The following is a 24834-nucleotide window of genomic DNA, read 5'->3' on the forward strand; positions in this document are numbered from 1 at the left end:
AAGCGTTGCCTGGCGCTCATTCACGTTAGCGCTACTGCATAACACAGTTAACAAAATTGATTTTGCAGGTTAAGTGCCAACTTTTATTTCTAATGAAAACAGAAACTTAGATTACCCTTTAATTTATATAAGTCTTTCCTTAGGTTACTAATGGTGCAGGTGCACCATTTATGTACCATGAAATCATTCCGTGTCGCTCTTTAAACCTGCAACAGAATTAAGCTAAATAAGTCTTGAATAAACATTCACTGACTCTTCGCATTGCAGTACAATTTCGTCAATAACAAATCAGGCGTAGCGCAACCTAGTGCTTGATTTAATAAAGACACCGTTTTAGGAATAATAATGCTTACACAACAACAACTTGCCACCATGCTTGCACTACAAGACAAAATGAACACAAAAGTTAACCCCGATTGGATTAACGCCGGTTACGGTTATTTGCGAGCAGCTATGGTGGAATCCGTTGAAGCTATTGAGCACCACGGCTGGAAATGGTGGAAAGCACAGCAAAAAGACTTACCACAACTGCAAATGGAATTGGTCGATATTTGGCACTTTGCTCTATCTGCCTGCATCATCGATTCAGAGGGTGAGGTAAGTACTGCCGCTGAAAGTATTGCCGCACAATTGGCCTTAGGCGATGCTATCGTGACGTTCGACGGTAAAGACTACCAACCAAAACAACAATCGTTACTAGATAACTTAGAATTGATGACCGGGCTTTGTGCTGCTAAACGTTTTAGTGTGCCACTTTTCATGGAAATTGTTGAGCAGTGCGATATGCATGCTGATGAACTCTATCGCCAGTACGTAGGTAAAAACGTTCTGAATTTCTTCCGCCAAGATAACGGTTATAAAGAAGGCACATACAAAAAAGAGTGGCAAGGCCGCGAAGACAATGAACATTTAGTTGAGGTTATGAATGCCTTAAATCTGTCAGATGCCAGTTTCAGTGACAACGTGTATAAAGGGCTACAAGCACGATACACTGCGTAACGTAAACGACTTTGTGCTAGTTACTCTTTACCTAACAGCACCTACAAAAAAGCCGAGCTTAGTCATGTGCTCGGCTTTATTATTATTTACGCTGCTAAACCGATAAGTTAAGCATCTACCCATACTAGTTTTTCTTTGTATTCACCTTGAATTACGCCGTCAAAACGCTCTTCAAGCACGTGACGTTTTACCTTAAGTGTAGGGGTAAGTAAGTCGTTCTCAATACTCCACTCATTTTTCATAATAACTACGCGATCCATAACTTGGTGGCTTTCTAGCTTCGCATTGATATGTTCAAAAGTCTTTTTAAGGCTAGCTTCAACACTGGTCTTATCATGCTTCTGTGCATCTTCACTCAGAACTAACAACGCGACAGGTTGAGGAAGGTTATTCCCCGTTACACAAACCTGTTCTACGATAGGGTTTTCCATAAATTTAGCTTCAATTGGTGCGGGCGCTACGTATTTGCCCTTGGCTGTTTTGAAAATATCTTTCAATCGGCCGGTAATCTTAACGTAACCGTCTGCATCAATAACGCCTTTATCACCCGTGCGAAGATACTTATCATCAGTAAAAACTTCTGCTGTTTTATCTGGCTCTAGGTAGTACTCCAGCATATTACAAGGCGCTTTAACTTGAATCTCGCCTTCTTCTGAAATACGAACATCTACACCATGATAAGCTTTTCCAATACAGCCAATTTTGTCGTGACGGAAAGGCACGCTGCTAGTGCCGTAGGCACTGTTTTCCGTCATACCCCAACCTTCTGAGATATAAACGCCAATTTTAGCGAACCATTCGATAACAGCAGGCGCTAATGGTGCTGAACCACTGGCCCATAATCGCGCGCTGTCGATACCAATACCTTTACGTACTTTCTTCGCTACCAACTTATTAATAAGGGGAATTTTCAGTAAGGTATCGAGTTTTTTCTGTGGCATTTTAGCCAATACGCCCATCTGGAACTTAGTCCAAAGACGTGGCACTGAAATAAACAAGGTAGGCTCACAATGAAGCACATCACGTTGGAACGACGATAGCGTTTCAACAAAATGGATTTTGCCACCACTGTAATAGCTGGCTAATTCAACCAGAACCCGTTCGGTAATGTGAGCAAGGGGAAGGTAACTCAAAATCCGATCGGTACTGTCAACGCTAAGTTGCTCCAAGGATTTTTGCGCCGCCCAACAGATAGAGTAGTAACTGTGCACTACCCCCTTCGGCTGACCCGTACTGCCCGATGTATAGATAATAGTCATGATACTATTCATATCTTGAACAGGAGAATCATCTATTGGCGAACAATCGATAAACGCTTTCCATTGTTGCTTGGTATCAATATTCGGATAAGGGAACGCGACGGTATTATATTCGGCTGGGATAGACGCTACTTGCTCTGCAGTATTATCTAACTTACCTACGAACAATAATTGAACGTCGGCGTGCTTGAGAACATATTGAACTGTGTCAGGGCCGGCAGTAGAGAAAATGGGCACTGAGATGTGCCCTGCCATCATAATACCTAAATCGGTAATAAACCATTCTGCACAGTTTTTTGAGAAAATACCGATACGGCTGCCCGTCGGCAACGCCATTTCTTCAAGTCGTTTCGCTACGCGACGAGCAAGGTTACCCACCTGCTTCCACGTATAATTTTGATATTCACCATTAACAGGTTGAGTAAGGAAAACGTCGTCCCCACTGGTTTGCTCCCAGTGGTACAACATACTTAATGGCGATTTAATCACTTCAGTGCTGTTTGCGTTTGCTGTCATGTCTAGCGGCATAGGTCACTCATATGTTGTTATAATGTAGCTTATTTTTACAATCATTTCACAGATCTCTAATAAGCCTTATTTTCAGATGAATAACAAGCTTTTTAAACGGACGTTTACATTTCATGCGATGAATGACGTGGCGTAGCGCCTGAAATTTAGATTTCTTATAGTTCAGACTTAACTTCTATGATGATCTAATACGCGTCATTTTTAATCAAACATCCGTTATTCCAGCACTTTAGGAATTCCTCGGTATACTCTAATCGCAGAATTCACTCACCATTGTTTGTTCAGGTAAGGGGATAGTTCGCTGCTAGGCATAGGTTTAGCGTAAAAGTAGCCCTGATGTAATACACAGCCTTTCTCAGACAAACTTAATGCCTGCTCTTGAGTTTCAACCCCCTCAGCAACACTCAGCATATTTAAGCTGCTAGCGAGGGTAATTGTGGTGGTAACCAACGCGTCGTTAGCATTACCTGGTGCCATATCGTTAACGAAACTCTTGTCTATTTTAAGTACTGATAGTGGGTAACGCTTAAGATAACTTAACGACGAATAGCCCGTACCAAAATCATCTAACGCTAGAATGAAACCTGCATCAACGAAGCGTTCAATTTGACGCAGCGCATTGTCACTATCATCCATCAATACCCCTTCCGTAATTTCAAAACGAAACGCTTCCTTTGGCAAATTGAATTCTTTTAGTAACGAAAAAACACCCTCTAAATCAAATTCAGTTTTAAAATGAAGGGCAGATAAATTGATTGAAACGAAGCCTCTAAAGCCATCCTCATACCACATAGCGAGGTCTGCGGCAGCCCTACGCATCGCCGCTCGAGTCACTTCGATGATATACCTCAGCTCTTCTAATACTGGAATAAAGACGTCTGGGTAAATGGGATTACCATCTAGCTCACCACGCAGTAATAGCTCAACCCCTATGGTGTTTTTTTCGCGGGTATTAATGATTGGCTGGTAATGGTTGAAGAAACTGTCTTCAGAATAAGCCCGTTTTATAAGGTTTTCTGTGATGAGCCTATGTTTGGCCCTATCATTCATATCTTTTGTGAAATATGTGAAGCCACTAAGCGTATCTTTCTTTGCAGAATACATGGCCACATCGGCTTGCTTAATAAGCTCGGCGGGCTCTGTGGCATCATCGGGGTAAAAGGCAATACCCACACTACAAGATACACGTAGCACTTCATTGGCCAGCGAAATTGGTGTTTCTACCGACTCAATTAACTGTGCCACAAAAGAGGTTAGCCCGTCCGTGGTTTCCATGTCTTCAATGACAATCACAAACTCATCGCCGCCCAAGCGAGCTACGGTGCCTGCATCAGATGCCAAATTGCGCATTCGATTAGCCACCACCTTAAGTAGCTTATCGCCATAATCATGGCCTAGTGAATCGTTAATGCCTTTAAAGCGGTCTAAATCAACAAATAACACTGCAACATGGGTATTTTGTTGACGCGCCCCAGCAATGGCATGCTCTAATCTGTCCAGTAGCAAACTGCGGTTAACTAAGCCCGTCAGGCCATCGTAATTAGCAAGCTTTAACAATTTGCGTTCCGCATTTTTTTGCTCAGTAATGTCGGACACCACGAGCAAATAATGGTCAGGTTGCTCGCCCATTTCGTTACCTTTAACAGCACTAATGTCTATAAGTACGTCGTACTGCTTCGTGTCAGCGCCTTCAATTACCGCTTCGTCTTTCCAAAACTCTCCCCCTTTAAGATCAGAGAGCTTGCCAGATAGCTGCCATTCCAATGTAGGGTAACGGGTAAATAGCCTGTCAATTTGCTTTGCTAACGATTCTTTAGTGTTGAAATTAAATACGTTTTCAAATGCGGGATTTGCAGCCACTGGCACTTTATTTTTATCAAAAATAAGCACCCAGTCTCGGGTTTGGCGAAATGCATCGTTGAAAAGTAACGCTTGCTGCTGCGCTTTTTGGAGTCGAAATAGATGACGCTGTCGTGATACCACGTACGCAATGATAACCAGTAGTATCAAGGTGAAATACGCTGCATAGGCGAAGGGCGAACGCCATGGCACATAAGGCATATCAAACGTCAAAGTCGCCGGTAAAACGTTATATTCTACACTGCTGGCAAGTGGCCCCACTGTAAAGTGATAACGACCTGGCTCCAAGTTGGTTAGGGTGATTTTATCGTCTTCTGACACGCCCTCGCTGATAACTTGATTGTAGCGTAATAAGGTGTAGTGATACTTTGCTTTACCCACTCCATTCATCGACAAGGATGAAAAATGGATAGTCATTCCGTAATCTTGATAATCCAAACTGATATTCTGCCCGTTTAGATTGCCTAATGGGAGTGGAAGCTCACGAGAATCGACACTGACATCAGTAATGGCAGTTTGTCTTGAAACCAGGTTCGAGTTACTACCGATTTGTTTGAGTAAAGCAGGAGAGAAAACCACAACACCTGATGTTGAACCATAGGCGAGTCGCCCATCAATGAGCTCAAGTGATGCGCCTTGATTAAACTCTGACACTGATAACTCTCGGCCATAAATAAAGTTTTGTACTTGAGCTGAGGCTGGTGAGTAACGATGCAATCCAGAATGCGAGCTAAACCAAATATCCCCATTACTGTCTTTTTGTAGACCGTAAACGATATTGGAGAGCAACAAGTTACTCTCGTTTAACTTATAAAGCGGCTCAAAAGTGTCGGCATCTACCCCGAATAACCCATAACCACTAAAAGCTAACCACAGCACACCTGTGTTATCGATAACCCATGACGTTATCGACCGTTCATTGGCTCGTTGCTTTTCTGAAAAGCGATAGACCAGTTCATGCGCTAAGGTAACAGGGTCAACCAGCCATAGTCCGCCAACCATGGCGAGAAACAACCGGTTGTCGTGATAAGAGGACGCACCTAAAAAGCCTATGGAAAAATTGATATCGAAGATATCCTCGTCCAAATCGATAATATCTAATTTTTGCGCTTCTAAGTTGTAGCGGTAGTAATGATTCCCAACAAAATATAAGTCGCCATCGGCACCTAAAGTAATGCTGGAGTTCCAGGCATTGAACACATCGTTATCAGAAGATGATTGCAGTGGAGGCATGGATAACTTTCCAGTACTGGGGTCGAATAACCGGATACCCATGTAAGTTTGCACATACAACCTGCCATCGCCCGTTGGTACTAACTTTTCAACCAGCCACTCTCTTTCGGCCACAAATTCACTATCAGAAGTAATGAATTGTTCAGATGTGCGCGTTACGAGGTTAAATCGATTCAGCCCATTTTCGGTTCCGATCCACAACACGTCTTTATCAGTTTGGGTTAAAGACCAAACCACACTGTCGCTTAGCGTTGTGCTTTTGTCATTTCGATTGTTTTGAATAGCGTAAATTTCGGCGCTTTTCACCCCAAAATACAGTGCCCCCGCATAGACCGAACTTAACCAAAGATTACCGGCATAATCGGTTTCAATATCAACAATGCGCTTGTTAGAAAGCTCTGTTCTGCCGTTATGAGGCTCAAGAATGTGTTCACTCACCCACTTATTTTGGCTAAGCTGTAATTCAAATAGGCCTTCGTTGGTGCCAAACCAAAATGCGTTGTCATCACGTTGCTCCATCGTCCAGACATTGCGGCTTTTGACTACCAGCTGAAACCCCGACGACTTGCCGCTAACAACATGAGATAACAATTCGGCTTTCGTGGTTTGAAATAACCCATTAACGGTACCTACCCAAATTCGGCCTTGTGTGTCATGCAGTAAAAACTTAGTATTTAGGTTATCCACATCGGGCTCAACGCCGTTTAGGTAACTAACGGAAATGGCTTCTGCATCAGCAATGGATAAATCAAGGGCATCCAATCCATCACTGGTGGCCAGTAACAGCCAATTGTCCACGACGATAATGTCTCGGATGAAATGCCGTTGAGCAATCAGTTCTTCACTTAGCGTGAATATCGACTCGTAAGACATGGTGTTAGTATCAAAGCGAACGACCTGTTCAGGCATGGCAATGAATAACGTGGTTTCATTTTGCCAAAAAAATTGACTCACATCCTGCAACCAATCTTCTTGGGTTGAAAAAGGCAACGCCACTTGTTTCGTGATGACTTGGGTGTTGAAATCAAGACGGTAAACACCCGATGCGTACGTGCTTATCCACAACGCTTTGTCAGTTTCCAGGCTAATCTTGTTTATTGAAGCATTAACGAAGAGGTCGTTAGGGCCTTTTATGATTTTGGTTCTAACACCATCCCAACGCGCCACGCCGCCATCAGTAGCTATCCACACAAAGCCATCCTTATCAATAGCGATGTCGTTAACTACGTCTTGTGGAAGCCCATTTTTAGTGGATAGCGATTGGAATACGGGATTTGAAAGACGGGGGGGCTCAGCGTAGCTAACAGTGCTAACGAAACAGACAGCAAACAAAACTGAGATTAGGTACCAGCGCATGACAACTCGCATGAATGAATCGTTATTATTATTTTTTATAGTGTATCAGAATGTTTGAGTAAATTGCAGTCAGTACCATTAAGTTACTAAGACGCTCGTCCGTTTCACTTTATTAGTCTTGTTGTACAGGAACTCGCCCAGTATTAATAACTTGCCGTCGGATGCTCGGTTGAGGTGCTAAGCGATACAAGTCACCGTTTTGCCCCACATAGTGTTTTTTTACACCACATTCCTTGGCAATCATCGCGTGTGCTTTAAGGTGCTCCTCTTCGCCGTGCACAGGAATAGCAATTTGAGGTTTCACCCAGTGATACATGAGTTTGAGTTCTTCGGCACACGGATGCCCGCTTGCATGAATGGGCAATTGACTCTCTTCACTCATTATTACCTTAACGCCTCTAGCACTAAGCACACTGTTTACCCGCTTGATGCTATCCTCATTGCCCGGTATCGCAATAGCGGAGTAAATCACGGTATCGCCTTTGTCTAATTGCAAATGAGGGTGACTGTCATTAGCCATTCGAGAAAGGGCCGTATTTTTCTCACCCTGACTGCCTGTTGCCACCGCGAGTACTTCATTTGGTGGTAAGTACCCTAAGTGAAACGCATCTGCCACAGGCAAATCTACAGGCCAAATGTCTTGCTGGCGGGCAATGCTGTACATATTGATGAGTGAGCGCCCGTATAACGCAATGTAGCGCCCAGTTTTTTGGGCAACCCTTGCAAGGGTAATTAGCCGCGCTATGTTACTACCAAAACACGTTACGACTACTCTGCCCTTCAGTGGTTTAATTGTACTTAACAAACCATCATAGCAATTGCGTTCAGAGATTGAGAAACCCGGTTTTGTTGCATTGGTAGAATCCCCCACCATGGCAAGAATATTTTCGTTCCCTAAGGCGCGGTAAGTATTACTGTCAAAAGGCTTACCGGTAATAGGCTGCGCGTCTATTTTCCAATCGGCAGTATGCAAAACCGTGCCCGCTGATGTGGCTATTTTTAATGCATAAGGCTCGGGCAACGAATGGGTTACCGATAACCAACTTACATTAAATGGCCCCAGTGTCAGCGTTTGCTCAGTGGCAATCTCTACTATAGGCACTTTATTGACTAATTTTGTTTGTGCCAGTTTGCGGCGTAACACTTCGGCAGTAAACGAGGTGGTGTAGATGGGGCACTGAAAACGCGCCCATAGATACGGCAATGCGCCAACGTGATCTTCATGAGCATGGGTAATTACAATCCCCGCGATGTTTTCTTTTTGCGCTGCAATAAAGGAGGGGTCTGGTGCCACTACCCTATGATGAGTTTGCTTATTTGTGCCAGAATAGCGATAAGGAGGAATAAGAGGTTCGTCGAACGACACCCCGCAATCTACCATTAACCACTTGCCGTCATGCCCATACAGGTTCAGGTTCATGCCTATTTCGCCCGTTCCCCCTAAGGGCAAAAACCAAAGTTCCTCTTTTTTCGGCGTTATCAAACCTTAACCACTCCTTTAACTGCTTGCAGGTTAGAATATAAAACTTCCATGAGAGTTGTTACTATACTTTCATACGTAAATACTTAAAGACCGAATATCTGTCATGACCACGACTTTATCTGATATGGAAGCACGTGTTATTGGTGTATTGCTTGAAAAGTCAGTCACTACGCCAGAACAATACCCTTTGTCACTTAATGCGCTGACCAATGGGTGTAACCAAAAAAGTAACCGATTGCCCGTGACCCAGTTAACTGAAGACGAGGTAATCAAAATTCTTGATGGGTTGAAAGGCAAACGAATTGTTCAAGCTTCGTCTGGTTACGGTAGCCGTGTGGACAAGTACTCTCATCGTTTTTGCAATACCGAATTTGGCGATATAAAACTGAGTGATCATCAACAGGCCATTATTACTGAACTTTTGCTACGTGGTCCGCAAACACCCGGTGAACTGAGGGGGCGGTGCCAGCGATTAGCTCAGTTTGCCGATATCAGTGATGTAGAGGCAACCATCAGCAGCTTACTTGCTTACCAGCCCGATGCGCTTATTTACTCATTACCAAGAGAGTCAGGTAAAAGAGAGATACGCTATAACCACACATTTTGTCAGCTAGATGAGAACGAGAATAATAACAGTGGCAGTGAAAGCAAAAACGAAAACACTGATACTGTTGAAACACTAAAAGCGGCTCTACTGCAAGTAAAAGCCACCCTTGCCGATTTAGAATCGAGAATTAATGACTTAGCATCTGGCGACTAGTGTAAACGTACGTTAAGTTGGTCAATAACTTCAGCCCAATCAGCGTCGTCTTCGATAGCCGTTTTCAAGAAATCCGCTTGGCTTTCAGACCAAAACGGCGCTTCGAAAATATGTTGGCGCTTATTTAAGCCTTTGTGCGTTTCAATAAAACTTTCTATCGCTTCATCGCTACTAGCTAGCCCTAACTGTTCAAACAAACTGCTCATAGTCGGTTGTTCAGTAAACATGGTAGCTCCTCTTCAATCATGATAATCCGTTAATATTGAAACGCTAAAAGCAAATGATGGGATCATTAAATTTGCTGTGCAAATTCCTCTGGTTCCATCACTTCACCTTCTTCTCCTGGTACCGGACAAACCATAACCGTAAGATTGTCTTGCGTCATGCCGCCCACCCATTTGTTAAGAAAGTCTTTGGTAGAGATTTCCATCGCTTCACAGTCTGACCAATCTTCAGTTGCCCATAGCAAAGCAAGAGATGATTCTGGCCATACAGGAATGCCATCTTCATCGTCTGTGGTTAACATCACACAACCATGTTCATCTTTAAGAATGAAAAGCTTGCCCGAGGTTTTAATTAATTCAACGCTGGCTTCTAAGCGTTCGAACGCGTTCATTTGTAATAATGGGTGTTGAGTTGTCATAATTTTCTCTTTGCTATTAGGCTGGGTGTATGGCCGATACACTGGTAATTAAGGCTTCAAGCCCCACACGCCTGACTTGTTTCATGGTGTGAAGATAAACTTTCATCGTTATACCTTCTAAAGGCTGTATTAGTGAAATTGCGATAGTTGGATCAAGTTGATTTACCGTTCCTTCAGGGAGTACAGCAACGCCACCTTCATATTGTAGGTTATTTAGGGCTAAGTTGAGTGAGTTCGTCCGCAGTTTAGCATCACGAAGCTGAGGGTATAACGTAAGCAATAGATCTCTGGCTTTGCTGCCCCAATCAATGGCCACAAACTCTGCCGCGTCTACCACATTACCGCCTTCGCCGATTCGGTATAACCCTAATTGTTTTTCCAGTAACACTTCACTTTTAACTTCTTCTGACTTTAGCGGCTCTGTTGAAAAAGCTAAGTCAGTCACCCGCTCGTGTAATTGACGAGATAAGCCATCGAGGGAGAGTACTTCTGCTTTAACTGACCAATCGGGAAAGGTATTGTGAAGGTGACTCAAGGTGGTTGGCAACATTAATTCACTGGCTAACTGCGTTGCACCGCACACTACATATTCAGAAGATTGAATTTGTAGCTCTTGCTTAGCTTCATTAAGCGTACTGCAAAGTTGGCGTGCATACGGCAACAGCTTTTCACCCGATTGGGTTAGCTGAATACTATTGCGCTGGCGTATGAATAGCGTGGTATGAAAATATTCTTCTAGCAACTTGATCCGCGCACTTACCGCAGATTGCGTTAGATAAAGATTTTCAGCTGCTTTGCCAAAATGTCGGGTTTTTGCAACTTCAATAAATGTGGTGAGAAAGCGTATATCCATGCTTCTTACAAAACCGATAAATAAGTGATTGTAAACTGTCACAGATAATACGGCATGTAAACACAAAAGCACAGCAGCGCACTGCTATAAAAGCAGTGCGCTGTATTTATTTTCAACTAAGAAGCGTATTAACTGCCTTCGTGCATCAAACGGCGCTGTTTCTCTCGACGTTGTAAGTCACGATTTTGTTTGTTCTTTACGCTTTGGTGGCGCTTAGCGCTCACCTTCTTGGTGTGAAAGTCTTCCTCTTCTACCGAGTCCAATTCTTCACTTTGGTAACGATAGTCTTTACTCATGTCTATCTCTAGGTTATTGCCACTTCGTCATTATTGTCTTGGCACCAAAAATAGAAAACGAATTTTTATCATCGTTGCGACAATAATTTTTTATAGTGGGTTTCGCTCACGTATTTCGCATTATCCCCTCAATTCACCTACGCCCAGGCACCTCTTCAATGCTGAATCAAAAAAACAGCAAAATTACATTATATTCATAACCTTATATAAAATTAAAAGAAAAAATCTTTACACACACACACTTTTTACACCCCACAAACTCGTACATATTTACACTTTATATTTTCCAACAAAATTTTTTATTGATAAGGAAAAAATGTTTTGTTTTATGTTCTGATTCTTTTGTCTTAAAAGTTCGCTTGAAGACAACTCAATGCTGGGTACAACCATGAAAAATTTATCAATCCGCGTTTCTCAAAAACCTTTTATAGATAGACAAAAATTTCCTTATGGCTTTCGAAAATCTGGCGATTTCAGTATTGGTGAGGCAGATATACTAACCGGTTATGGAAAAACCCTGCTGGCACTGGAATGTGGAGAGTTAGCACCAGAGACGGATGATGAGCGCCATTTTCTAGACTTTATTAATGGTAAAGTGGAAGCTGACAATACTGTTGAGCGCACTTGGGCCAAGTATGTACGCTTGTCTCGAGGCAAGAAACATTTCTATACACTGCATAGCAGCGCCGCGAGTAACCAATCAGATTACGATGAAGATTACAGTGATGAAGCATTCGATGTAGCCTAATTACAACTCAACATCGCCTCAACCAGCTTGGTGCCAATCGGGCTGGTTGATTTTATTTGTGATATGCCCCGTTATTCCCCACTTTGTTGATCCATATCTAGATTGCGCTCGAACAAATCTTTGCATATTTGTAATGTTCAAACAGATGGTTCTATATTAATAACTTAGCATTGTGAAATTGCTATTTTACGCAAACCACGCTGTTGAAAAATAGTAGAACAATATCTAATGAATTACCCAAGCCACAAGGCAAAGGAGGCGCAGCGATGATGGTGTCATATAAACAGATTAAACATTTTTCAATTCATGCTACCGATAAGGACATAGGCGGCGTACGAGATATATTGTTTGACGATAAAGATTTCGTCGTGAGGTATGTGGTTGCCGATACGAATACATGGCTTCCCCTTAGCAGGAAAGTGGTGATATCACCTATTTCGGTCACACGGTTGGATCAGGAAGAAGAAACCGTGGATGTTTCCATGACTGCAGACACGCTTAAAAACAGCCCATCAATTGACGAACATAAACCTGTTTCAAGAGAATTTGAAGAAACATTATTTCGTTACTTTGGTTATGGTTATTACTGGATAGGCCCTGGCGCTTGGGGCGATTTCGCTCATCCCAATCAACTAGCCGATCCTGAGTTAACGGCCATGGGTAAAGAAGAACTAGAAAATAAACCTGAAAATCACTTACGGGCTTGCGGAGAAGTCAGTGGTTACGAAGTGGCAACCCAAGATGATAATGTAGGACATATTAGCGATTTCGTGTTTGATACTGAGGGGTGGCAGATTCAGTTGTTAGTGGTTGATACAAATAACTGGCTTCCTGGTGGTAAAAAGCTTGCAGTACTGCCCTCTGACATCAGGAAAATTGATTGGTCTTCTCACAATGTCTCTGTCGACCTAACCCACGAGGGATTGATGGCTAGACCGGAAGTTGACCTTGATAAATTGAGTGACGCTGCATATGTAGAGGCATTGGTGGCAAACGCTAAACTTGTCTAGCTGGACGAGTACAATTCGAACAAGAGCGATTAACTATCAGTTAAGTTAAGTCGTTCTGAGCGCAAAAGAACTTGTGGAGCAAGCCTATGGTTTGCTTCACCCTTTCATCGGCCAATCGATAATAAATGGTTTGTCCGTCTCGGCGTGTGGCCACCATTTTAGATTCTCTTAATAGTGCTAGATGCTGTGAAATTACTGGCTGTGAAACGTCTACATGGTCTAACATTTGAGTAACAGATAACTCTTTGTCCATTAAAGAACACAACACCATTAAACGGGTTTTATTTGCCAACTGCTTAAGATAAAGCTCAGCTTCCATTGTATATTGAGCCATTTCGCTCATATTCACAGATAAATCATCAACGGCTAAATTATCAGTCATAACAACTCACTTATAAAGTTACGTAAACAGGCTACCACCCTGCCACCTTATACTAAAGTATACTACTATAGCGGTGAACGCCAAAACTCAATGTCACTTTTTTATAAAAATATAATAAAAGCAGAAGGTAGAAAATATAGCGCATTCCTCATATAGTAAACTTATTATTATTCTTCAAGGTGCCTCAATGTTAATTGATATCAGTACTAGAATCGCCAATATCCCTTTCCCCATTCGTTGTATAACGGCTAAAGAAGCAATGCAGGAAATATCTTCTAATCATGGGTTATTACTAGATGTTCGTGAACCCGCAGAGGCAGCTTCTAGCCCTGTAGAAGCTGCGTTAAATATTCCTCGTGGCGTACTTGAGATGAAAGTTATCGAAAAATGTAAAGATGCCAAATTTCCAATCTATATTCATTGCGCCTCAGGCATTCGTGCTAAGTTAGCTGCCGAACAGCTAATGAACATGGGGTATGACAACGTGAGCGTGGTAACGTGTTCAATTAGCGATATTAAGCAAGCCACCGACGCATAAGCGCTGACAGCCTCTGGCCGCTTGTGGTATAACCGCGCTATACTGTGACAGAATAATCGATTAGAGCTCGCGGATGTTAAAATCTACGTTAGAACAGTGGCGCATGTTTAAGGCAGTGGTTGATGCGGGAGGCTTCAATCAAGCTGCCGCATTAGTGCACAAGAGCCAATCTAGTGTGCATCACGCAGTTCAAAAGTTAGAAAACGCCATTGGCGTTGTGCTGTTTGAAAACAGTGGGCGTAAAGTAAAACTCTCTCCTCAAGGCGAGTTAATGTATCGGCGAGCGGCGTTTGTATTAAATGAAGCTCAGAAGTTAGAAGCTGTAGCGGCTAGCTTACAAGCGGGAACCGAAACCCTTCTTCGCATCGCTGTTGATATCATTTTCCCATCAGACTTACTTTATAATGTATTGAGCAAAGTGTCTGAAGAATTTCCTCTTCTACGTATCGAGATTGAAGAAACCGTGTTAAGCGGCGCTAACTCCTTGCTTGATAGTGGCAATGTCGATATCGCGATTTCACCTTTCCCCTACCCCGGCGGATTCAGTGAAGATTTATGCGAGATAGACTTTGCCGCTGTAGCGCATGTCGATCATCCTTTGCACGCTCTCGACCGTGCGTTAACACTAGAAGATTTGAAGTCGCATCGTCAAATTGTAGTAAGGGATTCATCGGCTGAACGTAAAGTTGATGCAGGTTGGCTTGGCGCTGAGCAACGCTGGACGGTTAGCCACATTAGAACGTCAGTAGATATGATTTCTCAAGGACTTGGATTTGCTTGGTTACCTATCGCTATCATTAAAAAAGAATTAGAAGAAGGGCTATTGCTGCCACTACCTCTTGATAGCAGCAGCGGTTTACGCCGCGCTATGCTTTATCTCACATTCGAAGATGGCGATGGTCTAGGGCCCGCAGCGAGAAGCTTTATCGGTGAACTTCGATACCAATCGATGCAGCTTCCTTCTGCTGATGGCATGCTTGAACAATGCGTAGAGTCTTTACAGCGGTAGCTTAAGCAGTGGCAACCTGTTAGCGCCGAATTATACTTAATTTTTTGTTCTGTAATTGAAAGCTGAGTTCGCCTATCCAATACCTAGCGCTAATTGTTGTCCCCCATACAAAAAGCCAAATAGGGCAATGGACAATCCAAATAGTGCTACCGCACCGTCATCTGTTGCCATACCTATAGCCATAATCAATACTGCAAACGCCGGTATTAACCCCATGAACGGCACTAACTCTAATGGCACCATCATCAATCCACAAGCCGCGCAGCTCAGCGCAATGAGAGAACGAAACACAGGTTGACGCATAAAAAACCAGCGTGGCATTAAGAAACGATCAAACCTTACCGCCACGGGTTTCATTTTATTAACCAAAAATTCTATTCGCTCAGCATCCATTTCAATTTTCATAATGGTAGCGGGAAGCCACGGGTGACGTCGACCGAGTAAAATTTGCATTGCTATCAGTAAAATTGTCACACCGGTAATGGTGGGCACACCGGGGATGGCTCCTATGGGCGTTGCCGCAATAAACGCAGGCAAAGCTAACATGGGTCCAAACCCCCTTTTTTCCATGGCATTCCAAAACTCGGAAAACGCCATAACATCAGTGGTGTTTTTAGGCTGCATCTTTCCCAACAACTCATAAAGTGTCATTGATCTTGCACCGGTTTCCTTAAACATTTTCATTCCCTATATATGGCTAAGACAACTGCCTTATTTCCATCGAAACCTATGCGTCTTGGGTGATAGCGAAGCGCAATACGCTTTGGTTATTCCATCAATAAATAAACTTGTTGAGCAATATCACCGTACACACCGCTTATACTTAACGCTGACTACAGGTAAAAATCTGAGATAAATTTTTCAGAAATTTGGACATAAGCGCTGAGTTTTCGCATTCGGTTACAGAGCTACAATGCGAATGACAATGCGATAATTGTGCCATTGGAGTTGGTCGCTGTTTCAATCTGTGCTTTTTTGGTAGCAAACGGCACAATCTGTGCTTTATCAGGTAAAGATATGTCGGTGTGCGGATTATATTTAGCTAGCCATCGTTTAATTTAATGCGTGGAACGCATCGTAACGCTAGCTAAAAGATATTGCTGCATTGTTCAACCAAAGTTGAGTATGAATGCGACAAGGTCTACGTTTGAATGTAATAATGCACAAATAATTATAAAATCTGGTCAATTCACCTACCCAAGTCACTTAGTGTAGCTATCAGGAAGTGGTTGGTCATTACAGAAGGGATATTCAAGTGTTAACTGTTTTACTTGTAGATGATGATGCCGAGTTTACCGAGGTGGCCTGCACTATTATTGAGTTTCTCGGTCACGAAGTACTAACCGCAGCCACATTAGGCGAAGCGCGAGACTGGTTAAAGAAAGAAACTTTCGATCATGTATTACTTGATTTCATGTTGCCAGATGGCAGCGGCGCGCACTTGTTCGATGAACTTAACGCCCTTCCTAAACGCCCACGTATTACCCTTATTACCGGACACCCATCGGTAAAAGGTGTCATTAAAGGCTTATGTGGCCCCAATATTGATTACCTTGTTAAACCTATTCAGCGTGAAGACATTGAAGCGGTATTAACGGGGAAACCTAAAGTTGCTGAAGATACCAGCGAAAAAATCGAAAAGCATTTCGACTTACTTATTGGCGAGTCTGCGCCAATGAAAGAACTCTACAAACTAATTGAAAGAGTGAGCAGAACGAGCGCTAACGTCATGCTGCTTGGCGAAAGTGGTGTAGGTAAAGAGGTAGTGGCAGCCGCCATTCACCGCGCCTCTCAAAGTGAAGGGCCTTATGTCGTCACTAACTGTGGTGCCTTTTCAAAAGAACTGATTGGTAGCGAATTATTTGGCCATGAAAAAGGCGCCTTTACTGGTGCAGTTGGCCGTAAAGAAGGAGTTTTTGAACAAGCTGAAGGCGGGTGTTTATTCTTAGATGAAATCACTGAAATGCCTATCGACATGCAGCCTAACTTACTACGCGTGTTGGAAAATAAAGTGGTTATTCGTGTTGGCGGTACTAAAACCATACCGGTTAATTGCCGCGTAGTGTCAGCCACCAACCGAACCATGGAAGAAATTGCACAAAGCAAAGTGCTACGTGAAGATATCTACTTCAGACTCGCGGTGTTTCCAATCACCATACCCACTTTGCGCGAACGCAAAGAAGACATTCCTCTATTAGCTAAAACCTTTATTGAAGAATTTAATAAAGACAATGGTTCTGAATTTAGTTGGCAAGAAAGTCAGCTAAACACCTTACAAGCCTATGATTGGCCGGGTAACGTGCGTGAATTAAGGCACTTTGTTCACCGTGCAGCCATTATGAGCGACCCGACAAAACAAGTGATAGAGCTTCCTAAAACCATAGAGTCGCCTTTTGCTAAAAAGCAAAGTACAGCGCCAGCACTTCAAGCTGGACGTACTATTGAGGATGTTGAAAAGGAACTTATTTACGCCACGCTTGAGAAAGTAAATGGAAATAAGACCATGGCCGCTGACATGCTCGGGATAAGTACTAAGACCCTATACAATCGACTTCACGCGTATGGCGATTTGGTCAAAGAAGACTAATAAGGCAGGAAAAAGTTATGACAGAAGATGAGTTTGCCCGATTGAGCACCTATGTACACGATGCACGCAAACCCCTGAATCGCATTTCTATGCAAGCTGAATTGGTAAAAATGGCGCTTAATGGCGAAGTTCCCGCCCAAAAAGCGATGGCAGCATTGGATAAAATAATTTCCAGTGCAAAAGATTGCAGTGACTCCCTTTCTGAAATGACTTCAGATTTTGGCGACACATTATTGGATTGATGTAATGCTTAACAAAGTTTTGTCTTCGCTATACAGCTGGGTGATCATGGTGGTATTCGTGATTGCTATTATTACTGCGAATTCATTTTATGTGGTTCAAACCCTTGATGACTTGTCAGCCCTTGAAGCGCGTTTGTTTACCACAAGCCGCGTGATAAGTGCGGTGAACAAGTTGCATGTGGCCGTGTTGCGCGCCGAATCTGGCACACGAGGTTTCCTTCTTACCGAAGACGAAGCCTACCTTGAGGAATACACCGAAACCTTAAACAATTTCACTGCGTTAGCAGACGAAGTTGAAGTAAGTGCGTTAGCATCCGACCTGCCGCAACAGTCGCAACGAATTGAAAAATTACTCGCCCTTACCCGCGTTAAAATAAATGGTATGGTCCGGATTGTAGAGCTGGTAAGAGTAGGTGATTTAAATCAAGCCTTCACCTTGCTTGAAAGTGATAGGGGCCTTGATTTATACAACGATTTTGAGAACATGTTCGAACGCATTGATTCGTCTGAAAGAGATATCCAAGGCACGCACCTAGCAAGCTTAATGAAGCTAAGGCGTGACTCGGTGAATACACTATTAATCTCTTCCGGTACCACTCTATTTCTTATTATCTCAATCTTCTTGTTGTTAAAAGCCAACATTCGAGAAAATGAAAAGCATAAAGATACCCTTGTTGACGTTAATGAAGACCTAGAACATAAAATTTCAGAACGAACTCAGGAACTACGAATTTACTCAGATGAATTAGCCCGCAGTAACCGAGAGCTTGAAGACTTTGCCTTTGTGGCGTCTCACGATCTTCAAGAGCCGCTTCGTAAAATTCGCGCATTCGGTAACCGATTAGACTCTGGCTACAAAGATGTAATGGATGAACGTGGACAAGACTTTCTTGCCCGTATGCTTAATGCGGCAGAGCGTATGTCTATGTTGATTTCTGACCTTTTGTCTTTTTCTCGGGTTTCTACACGAGGCAAAGATTTCGAGCAAGTGAATGTCGGTGAAGTTATCGATGGTGTACTAGGTGATTTAGAAATAGCCATCGAAGAAAAAGGTGCCAATGTTGTTGTGCAGGATATTCCAACTATTCGCGCAGACAAATCACAAATTGATCAGCTGTTTCTAAACTTGTTATCTAACGCTCTGAAATTTCAAACCGCTGACAAAGAGCCTCTTATTGAAATTACAGCTACAACGCCAAGTGAAGCTGACATGAAAGACATATTGTTAGCTGACGAGTATGACTGGATTAAAATTCAAATTTCAGACAACGGCATTGGCTTTGAACAAAGTTTTGCAGAAAAGATTTTTGCCCCATTTCAACGCTTACACGGAAGAAGCGAATACAAAGGAACGGGGATTGGCCTAGCAGTATGCCGACGCATTGTTGAACGTCACAATGGACAAATTTCGGCAAAAAGCTCGCCAGGAAAAGGGGCAACCTTTACTATCCTTCTGCCAACAAACAGTGAGCCTTTTGGCTCTCTAAATAATAATGGAGATACCACACATGACGCGTAAACAAACCCAACCAATTAATATTCTTATGGCAGATGACGATGAGGACGATCGTCTATTAACCGTTGACGCATTGAAAGAAAGCCGTGTGTTAAACAACTTATTTTGTGTTGAAGATGGCGTGGAGTTACTCGAATTTTTACGCCACGAAGGTAAATATACAGATGCGAGCAAAGCGCCCCGCCCCAGTTTAATTCTGTTAGACCTCAACATGCCACGTAAAGACGGCAGAGAAGCGTTACAAGAATTGAAAACCGATCCTAAATTACGTGGCATCCCAGTGGTCATTCTGACTACATCTAAAGAAGAAGAAGACATGCTTCGTGGATATGACTTGGGCTGTGCTTCCTATATCACTAAACCTGTGAACTTCGAAGGACTCGTCGAGCTAATGCGCGCACTAGGTCGCTACTGGATTGAATTTGTAGAATTGCCACACGATTAATTGAATCATATTTATTCGATTCAAGCTGTTATGAGTCAATATTTTGGGCTCAGTAAATTGTTACTCATGTTGTACGGCGCTAACCATTAGGGCCGCTATGTTTGAAAGCGCTAGCTATTCAGCGCTAAGTTACGACCAAATGTTTTATGGAGCGCACAGTGACCGAAGTTATCCGGGTTTTACTGATTGAAGATGACGAAGATGATTATTTCCTAACATCGGATTATTTACTTCAATACGAAGAACCCCGTTTTCAGCTTACCTGGGTGACCAACAGTGCCGACGCCATAGACGCGTTACAACGTCGTAATTTCGACTTGTGCCTTCTCGACTATCTGCTTGGCGCAGAAAACGCCGTAGATGTGTTGGAAGTGCTGAAATCGAATCAGTTTAACCTTCCGGTGGTTATTTTAACCGGTCAGTCAGACTCTCAGGTTGACGAATTGGTTATGCGAGCAGGTGCAGCCGATTACCTGCAAAAAACAGAAATTGAGTCACCGCGTTTCATGCGAACCATTCGCTATGCCATGGTGCGACGAGAGATAGAAAACGAGCGATTAGAAAGACACAAAGTAGAACAACAGAACAAAGCGAAAGATAAATTTTTGGCTCACTTAGGCCACGAACTTCGCACCCCGCTTACGTCTATTTTAGGTTACACAGAGCTGCTATTAGATGACAAAGGTAATGACCCTTTAGCGCAAGAGCTTTCTATTATTTACTCTAATGGAAAGCACTTACTTGGCTTGTTAAATGACCTTCTAGATATGTCTCGCATTATGGCTGACAAACTTGAACTTAATATCAAAGAGGTACATTTAGGCCCGTTCCTTACTGATATCCACTCGTTAATGCGATTAGCAGCGAAAGATAAAGATCTTGTTTTCGATGTAATCGCAGAAACCAAGATACCTGAAGTGATTGAAACTGACCCTACTCGTTTGCGTCAGGTATTAATCAACTTAGTCAGTAACGCTGTGAAATTTACCGATACAGGAGCCATTACCGTCACGGTAGAAGTTCGCCCTCCAGCGCCTGGTAAAATCAACGAACGGTTACACTTTATTGTTGAAGATACCGGCATTGGCATGCCACCAGATAAGCTAGAGAAAATCTTTCAGCCTTTTGAGCAAATCGAAGATATTATGCGTGCAAACCATGGCGGAGCTGGTTTAGGTTTAGCAATAAGCCGTGAACTCGTTGCTAAGCTAGGCGGAAGTATTAATGTAGATTCCGTTTTTGGCAAAGGCAGTCGCTTTTCGTTCTCCATCGATCCCGGTGACATTAGCAAACAAAGTCGTGCTCATCTTGCGCTTAAGCCACCTAGCAGGGCTGAAGCCAGTAATTTGGATTTACAAGTTACTGGCAAGGTGTTGATTGTTGATGATATTCGTGAGATTCGCCGCTTAACAGGGCACTTGGTTAGTCAATGTCATGCAACTGTAGCGTATGCTGAAAACGGGGTTAAAGCGTTGGAGGCTGTTTTACAAGCCGAGGAAGATAACGACCCCTTCCATTTAGTGTTAATGGATATCCACATGCCAGTAATGAATGGCATTGAAGCCCTTCATGCAATAAGACGGCATAAGAGCAACGTACCTGTTGTGGCAGTCACAGCCGCTAGCCGTAAAGGATTAAAACAATCTCTAATGGATGATGGGTTTGACAATGTTATTGGAAAACCTATTGAACGGGCTGCCCTTACTGAGGTGCTAGACCAATATTTAGTGCGGTCTCAAGGACCAGCCGTGTCGAAAATAGAAACCGTTAAAACAGTAACTCAAAGTACTCAAGCTCAACCCACCTCTAAAAAGGTATTAGTGATAGAAGACGATGAGGACGCAGCTGAGTTATTACAATTATTTTTGGTACATCAAGGCCATGATGTTATTACGGCAAATACGGGCGCAGATGCTATTGAGCGTATGAACGAAGTGGTATTTGACCATGTGTTAATGGATTTAACTCTTCCCGACTATCACGGGTATGACTTAGCGGCCGAGTTGAACCAAATTCAGCCCAAGGCGAAGTTGGTTATTGTCAGTGGAAACGAGCCGGATAAAGATACAATGAAGCACTTAGGTGTTAGCCAGTCGCTGCTAAAGCCGGTGAGCAAAGAAGATTTAATAAGTGTGGTGTCTTAAAAAGACGCCAAAAGATACTGTTAGCTGCCTTCTTGTAGCTAACTTGCCCTCACACGATTTGTAGAATTCTTATCGATTACGAAATTATTACACGGCCTACCTTGCAACTCTTACGTTGAATTAAAATTCAGCCTCCCCCTCAAAATACGAAATAGAATAAAATAGATTAAAAACAACAAGTTAAATATTATGTGTATCTTGGTACAAGCGTTGCAACTCTCTATATGCAATCTAGCAAAATTAAGGAGAGTACTATGGCAACACAAACTACTACGCCAAAAGCAGCGAAAGTGAATAGCGTAACCGAGCCTAGTCACCCAGTCACGGATCAGTTAAAAGAAACACTTCATTCGTCAGTTGATAAACTGGCTGATAGTGCAGCCGTAGCTGAGGACAATATTCGTAACACGGCAAGCCGCTCTGCGGACAATATGTCTGAACGAAAACGTTTAGCTGAGCAAAAATGGCAGTCATCTGGTGTACGCAAGTATGCTATCGAGAACCCGTTAGCAACTGCTGGTATGGCTTTCGCAGCAGGTATGTTAGTTACTTCATTATTTCGCAAGAAATAAAGCATGCAGCCTTTACCAGATTTTCGTAGTGCCACATACACGCTGAGCAGCGAAAATCCGTTTCGCCTGACTTCTCCGAGAAGTCAGGCGACATTTCGCATTCCCCAGCAAAGTTCACAAGGCGCGTCATCCGAGTCGTCTAACAACAATCCCCCAGACATTACCTTTGAAGAGGCGCTGGCTTCTTTTAAAGCGCTTTACGCACAGAAAAAATATCAAGGCTTTGCATTAATCGACCTGATTAACGCTGAACTTCAACTCATTACCAAGTCGATTTTTGTCAGCATTTTTGGCGCACTTACCGCATTTGCATTAGGTGGCTTTTGCTGGATTTTACTCAATTCGTGTATTGGGTTAGCGATGCACCATGCCGGCATGCCTGCATTACTTATTATGGTTATATTGTTACTGGTTAATAGCGTATTAAGTGTCGTTGCATTTATACATGCACAAAGTGCATTTCGTTTTATTAATCTAAAGCGGCTTACCACATTAATGCAGTCTTTAACCAAGTAGCAGCAAACTCATTACGGGATTGCCGTCAATCAGCGTAAAACTAAGGAGCACTTATCATGAATATTTTTCTGAAAAAGAACTTAGAGGATATCAGGCAGTGCCAGCATAATTATTTAGCCCAAAAACATCATGCTGAAGAATCATTTGAAGAGGCTAAGCGAGATTGTCGTCTGCTTATGGGCAAACCTGAAGTATTATTGGGTATTGTTGCCGCTGGGGTTTACAAAGGTATAAATACTGACGCTCCAAAGAGCAAAAGAAATCAAGCTATTATGACTTTTGTGCGCACCACCGCACTTTCGTTCCTAAAATAATAGTCACTACAATTAATACTAGGAATTACCATGCGCTTACCAATAAAAATGAAAATAGCGGCTTTAGCATGCAGTTTATTTGTTACCGCTTGCACCACTACACCTGTTGCCTCGCCAACACCCTACAAATCTGCGGTCACTAAAGAAGGCTATGGGTATTCTAGCGTTCAACTAACCGACAATGAATACCGAGTATTATTTAAAGCAACAGATCGCACACCAGCAGATGTCATTCAGCAATACGCATTGCGCCGGGCCGCTGAACTCGCTAACAAACATAATTATGAATGGTTAACTATTGTCAAAACCGACGTTGATAAAAAACCTGTCATGGCCAGAGCAGTGACCCACAGTACAGATGAACCCCAACCATTTGCGACCAACCAGCAATGCACTATGTCTGGTTGTACCGAGGTGGCACAGCCTGCACCGGGTCAAGGGCAAAACACGGTAACGCAGACACAGATTAATGACGTTTACTTCTCCATTCTGGTCAGAATGAGCAATACCCAGGGCAGTTTAGGCAAAAACGCGATGTCTGTTACAGAAATTCTCGCTGACCAAGTAGATAACGTTAAGTAAGCGTGATTCAAACAGAAATAATTTTTGATGAAATGACCGCCAAATGGCGGTCGTTTTGTTTACAACGCACATTGCTTTATTTAACTTTGCTCAGAATCTAAATGCAATGTGTTGGCTCGCTCCACCCAATCAAGATCTTTGGTTTGTTCATCCAAGGTCCCCTTGGCATCTTCTAAGAAGACTTTACAAAAGTAATCTACTGACTGAAACCTCTCTCGGTATTGTTTCAATTGCACTTCCATTTCATACATAGCGTTTGAAAACTCTGAATTGGATTTTGACAACTCATAATCACATTTTAGATACGCACATAACACGTCAGCGGCTTTAGCAAGCCGTACATGAATATCATCTTTATCTTGTTCTATTAAAGGCTGGTAGCGCTTCTGTAAAGGCTCAGGTAAGGTTTGTATCAGCATAGCCTCAAACCTACGCTCCAGCTTTTTAATTGCCGCAGTAGTTTCAGGGTCGTGGTACTTCACAGGGCTTGGAATGTCACTCATGCCTGCAATCTCGCTGCCTTCATGGAAAATAGCCATAGCAGCGACTCGGTCGGGGTTAACATCCTCATTGAACACATCCGCTGCTATAGCGCCTAGCATGTGAGCGACCATAGAGGCTTCGTAGATGTGTGTAGATAACATTTCTTCTTGAAATTGTGCCATTAAAGGCCATCGTTTCACGTTTCTTGCCCGTTGCATTAAACCTATAAATGCGGAGTGAGTTTTTGCCATTTCGCGCCCTTTAGCATAACGATAGTAAAAATTGATAGTAGCATTTGCAGATCGGGAATGCTGCCTTGCTTACTATGCCCCCCGCCATGTAAAAAGTGCAAATGCTCTGTAAACCTTGTTTAGCCGACGAAGACATTACCAGCCAAAAGCAGTGAAATTCAATATCAAATACATATAAATCATGCACTTAACATTCAGGCACGGAGTTCGCATTAATAACTATGT

Annotated in this window: 25 protein-coding genes; 15 read left to right on the forward strand and 10 right to left on the reverse strand. The window is 42.9% G+C overall.

All coding sequences use genetic code 11. The features are described 5' to 3' along the window. Positions 1 to 345 precede the first annotated feature (345 nt). Positions 346 to 999 (forward strand): dUTP diphosphatase, encoded by a 654-nt coding sequence (locus FLAVO9R_RS11830; protein WP_159531535.1) that lies wholly within the window; start codon positions 346 to 348, stop codon positions 997 to 999. A gap of 107 nt (positions 1000 to 1106) precedes the next feature. Here FLAVO9R_RS11830 and FLAVO9R_RS11835 read toward each other — a convergent pair whose 3' ends face one another. From FLAVO9R_RS11835 to FLAVO9R_RS11845, 3 genes are all read right to left on the reverse strand, one after another. Next, complete coding sequence (locus FLAVO9R_RS11835) at positions 1107 to 2786, reverse strand: AMP-binding protein (RefSeq protein ID WP_159531537.1); 1680 nt, start codon at positions 2784 to 2786, stop codon at positions 1107 to 1109. Between the two features lie 267 nt (positions 2787 to 3053). Then, positions 3054 to 7235 (reverse strand): EAL domain-containing protein, encoded by a 4182-nt coding sequence (locus FLAVO9R_RS11840; RefSeq protein WP_159531539.1) that lies wholly within the window; start codon positions 7233 to 7235, stop codon positions 3054 to 3056. A 112-nt stretch (positions 7236 to 7347) separates the two neighbouring features. Next, a complete protein-coding gene (locus FLAVO9R_RS11845; RefSeq protein ID WP_373996592.1) occupies positions 7348 to 8655 on the reverse strand; it encodes a ribonuclease J in 1308 nt (435 codons plus the stop codon). A 166-nt stretch (positions 8656 to 8821) separates the two neighbouring features. Here FLAVO9R_RS11845 and FLAVO9R_RS11850 point away from each other — a divergent pair, with 166 nt between their 5' ends. After that, positions 8822 to 9478 (forward strand): YceH family protein, encoded by a 657-nt coding sequence (locus FLAVO9R_RS11850; protein ID WP_159531542.1) that lies wholly within the window; start codon positions 8822 to 8824, stop codon positions 9476 to 9478. Here FLAVO9R_RS11850 and FLAVO9R_RS11855 read toward each other — a convergent pair. From FLAVO9R_RS11855 to FLAVO9R_RS11870, 4 genes are all read right to left on the reverse strand, one after another. Continuing rightward, complete coding sequence (locus FLAVO9R_RS11855) at positions 9475 to 9705, reverse strand: DUF2789 domain-containing protein (protein WP_159531544.1); 231 nt, start codon at positions 9703 to 9705, stop codon at positions 9475 to 9477. The two genes, FLAVO9R_RS11850 and FLAVO9R_RS11855, sit on opposite strands and share 4 nt — an antisense overlap. 65 nt (positions 9706 to 9770) lie before the next feature. Continuing rightward, positions 9771 to 10121 carry a DUF2750 domain-containing protein gene (locus FLAVO9R_RS11860; protein ID WP_159531546.1) on the reverse strand — a complete coding sequence of 117 codons (351 nt, stop codon included), beginning with the start codon at positions 10119 to 10121 and terminating at the stop codon, positions 9771 to 9773. Positions 10122 to 10137: 16 nt separating this feature from the next. After that, on the reverse strand, positions 10138 to 10974 hold the full coding sequence (locus FLAVO9R_RS11865; protein ID WP_159531548.1) for a LysR family transcriptional regulator: 837 nt from the start codon (positions 10972 to 10974) through the stop codon (positions 10138 to 10140). A 128-nt stretch (positions 10975 to 11102) separates the two neighbouring features. Further along, a complete protein-coding gene (locus tag FLAVO9R_RS11870) occupies positions 11103 to 11270 on the reverse strand; it encodes a hypothetical protein (RefSeq protein ID WP_201299263.1) in 168 nt (55 codons plus the stop codon). Positions 11271 to 11658: 388 nt separating this feature from the next. Here FLAVO9R_RS11870 and maoP point away from each other — a divergent pair, with 388 nt between their 5' ends. Together maoP and FLAVO9R_RS11880 are read left to right on the forward strand one after the other, a co-directional pair. Continuing rightward, positions 11659 to 12018 carry a DUF413 domain-containing protein gene (gene maoP, locus FLAVO9R_RS11875; protein WP_159531550.1) on the forward strand — a complete coding sequence of 120 codons (360 nt, stop codon included), beginning with the start codon at positions 11659 to 11661 and terminating at the stop codon, positions 12016 to 12018. Between the two features lie 266 nt (positions 12019 to 12284). Beyond that, positions 12285 to 13028, forward strand: coding sequence for a PRC-barrel domain-containing protein (locus tag FLAVO9R_RS11880; RefSeq protein ID WP_159531552.1), 744 nt, complete (start codon positions 12285 to 12287; stop codon positions 13026 to 13028). Between the two features lie 40 nt (positions 13029 to 13068). Here FLAVO9R_RS11880 and FLAVO9R_RS11885 read toward each other — a convergent pair whose 3' ends face one another. Then, on the reverse strand, positions 13069 to 13410 hold the full coding sequence (locus FLAVO9R_RS11885; protein WP_159531554.1) for an ArsR/SmtB family transcription factor: 342 nt from the start codon (positions 13408 to 13410) through the stop codon (positions 13069 to 13071). Positions 13411 to 13597: 187 nt separating this feature from the next. On the opposite strand from FLAVO9R_RS11885, the gene FLAVO9R_RS11890 reads away from it, so the two are divergent. Both FLAVO9R_RS11890 and FLAVO9R_RS11895 read left to right on the forward strand, forming a co-directional pair. Continuing rightward, complete coding sequence (locus FLAVO9R_RS11890) at positions 13598 to 13948, forward strand: rhodanese-like domain-containing protein (RefSeq protein ID WP_159531556.1); 351 nt, start codon at positions 13598 to 13600, stop codon at positions 13946 to 13948. A gap of 73 nt (positions 13949 to 14021) precedes the next feature. Further along, positions 14022 to 14957 (forward strand): LysR family transcriptional regulator, encoded by a 936-nt coding sequence (locus FLAVO9R_RS11895; RefSeq protein ID WP_159531558.1) that lies wholly within the window; start codon positions 14022 to 14024, stop codon positions 14955 to 14957. A gap of 72 nt (positions 14958 to 15029) precedes the next feature. Here FLAVO9R_RS11895 and FLAVO9R_RS11900 read toward each other — a convergent pair whose 3' ends face one another. Beyond that, on the reverse strand, positions 15030 to 15635 hold the full coding sequence (locus tag FLAVO9R_RS11900; RefSeq protein WP_159531559.1) for an exopolysaccharide biosynthesis protein: 606 nt from the start codon (positions 15633 to 15635) through the stop codon (positions 15030 to 15032). Between the two features lie 577 nt (positions 15636 to 16212). Here FLAVO9R_RS11900 and FLAVO9R_RS11905 point away from each other — a divergent pair. The 9 genes from FLAVO9R_RS11905 (at position 16213) to FLAVO9R_RS11945 (ending at position 23875) form a co-directional block, all read left to right on the forward strand. Continuing rightward, the gene (locus tag FLAVO9R_RS11905) at positions 16213 to 17544 is read left to right on the forward strand and encodes a sigma-54-dependent transcriptional regulator (RefSeq protein WP_159531561.1); all 1332 of its coding nucleotides are present in this window, start codon (positions 16213 to 16215) and stop codon (positions 17542 to 17544) included. A 17-nt stretch (positions 17545 to 17561) separates the two neighbouring features. Continuing rightward, positions 17562 to 17786, forward strand: coding sequence for a hypothetical protein (locus FLAVO9R_RS11910; protein WP_057791242.1), 225 nt, complete (start codon positions 17562 to 17564; stop codon positions 17784 to 17786). 4 nt (positions 17787 to 17790) lie between these two features. Beyond that, positions 17791 to 19305 carry a sensor histidine kinase gene (locus FLAVO9R_RS11915; protein ID WP_159531563.1) on the forward strand — a complete coding sequence of 505 codons (1515 nt, stop codon included), beginning with the start codon at positions 17791 to 17793 and terminating at the stop codon, positions 19303 to 19305. Then, complete coding sequence (locus tag FLAVO9R_RS11920; protein ID WP_013783668.1) at positions 19295 to 19747, forward strand: response regulator; 453 nt, start codon at positions 19295 to 19297, stop codon at positions 19745 to 19747. Before FLAVO9R_RS11915 ends, FLAVO9R_RS11920 begins: the two co-directional genes overlap by 11 nt. A 158-nt stretch (positions 19748 to 19905) precedes the next feature. After that, complete coding sequence (locus FLAVO9R_RS11925) at positions 19906 to 21891, forward strand: response regulator (protein WP_159531565.1); 1986 nt, start codon at positions 19906 to 19908, stop codon at positions 21889 to 21891. 254 nt (positions 21892 to 22145) lie between these two features. Further along, positions 22146 to 22463, forward strand: a complete 318-nt coding sequence (locus FLAVO9R_RS11930; protein WP_159531567.1) for a DUF883 domain-containing protein — start codon at positions 22146 to 22148, stop codon at positions 22461 to 22463. Between the two features lie 3 nt (positions 22464 to 22466). Continuing rightward, the gene (locus FLAVO9R_RS11935) at positions 22467 to 22979 is read left to right on the forward strand and encodes a hypothetical protein (RefSeq protein WP_159531569.1); all 513 of its coding nucleotides are present in this window, start codon (positions 22467 to 22469) and stop codon (positions 22977 to 22979) included. A gap of 56 nt (positions 22980 to 23035) precedes the next feature. Next, complete coding sequence (locus FLAVO9R_RS11940; protein WP_159531571.1) at positions 23036 to 23293, forward strand: hypothetical protein; 258 nt, start codon at positions 23036 to 23038, stop codon at positions 23291 to 23293. A gap of 30 nt (positions 23294 to 23323) precedes the next feature. Further along, complete coding sequence (locus FLAVO9R_RS11945; protein WP_159531573.1) at positions 23324 to 23875, forward strand: CC0125/CC1285 family lipoprotein; 552 nt, start codon at positions 23324 to 23326, stop codon at positions 23873 to 23875. Between the two features lie 80 nt (positions 23876 to 23955). On the opposite strand, the gene yfbR is transcribed toward FLAVO9R_RS11945, so the two are convergent. Next, positions 23956 to 24609, reverse strand: a complete 654-nt coding sequence (gene yfbR / locus FLAVO9R_RS11950) for a 5'-deoxynucleotidase (protein ID WP_159531575.1) — start codon at positions 24607 to 24609, stop codon at positions 23956 to 23958. Positions 24610 to 24834: the final 225 nt, after the last annotated feature.

The organism is Alteromonas sp. 38 (assembly GCF_902506055.1).
Lineage (GTDB): Bacteria > Pseudomonadota > Gammaproteobacteria > Enterobacterales > Alteromonadaceae > Alteromonas > Alteromonas lipotrueae.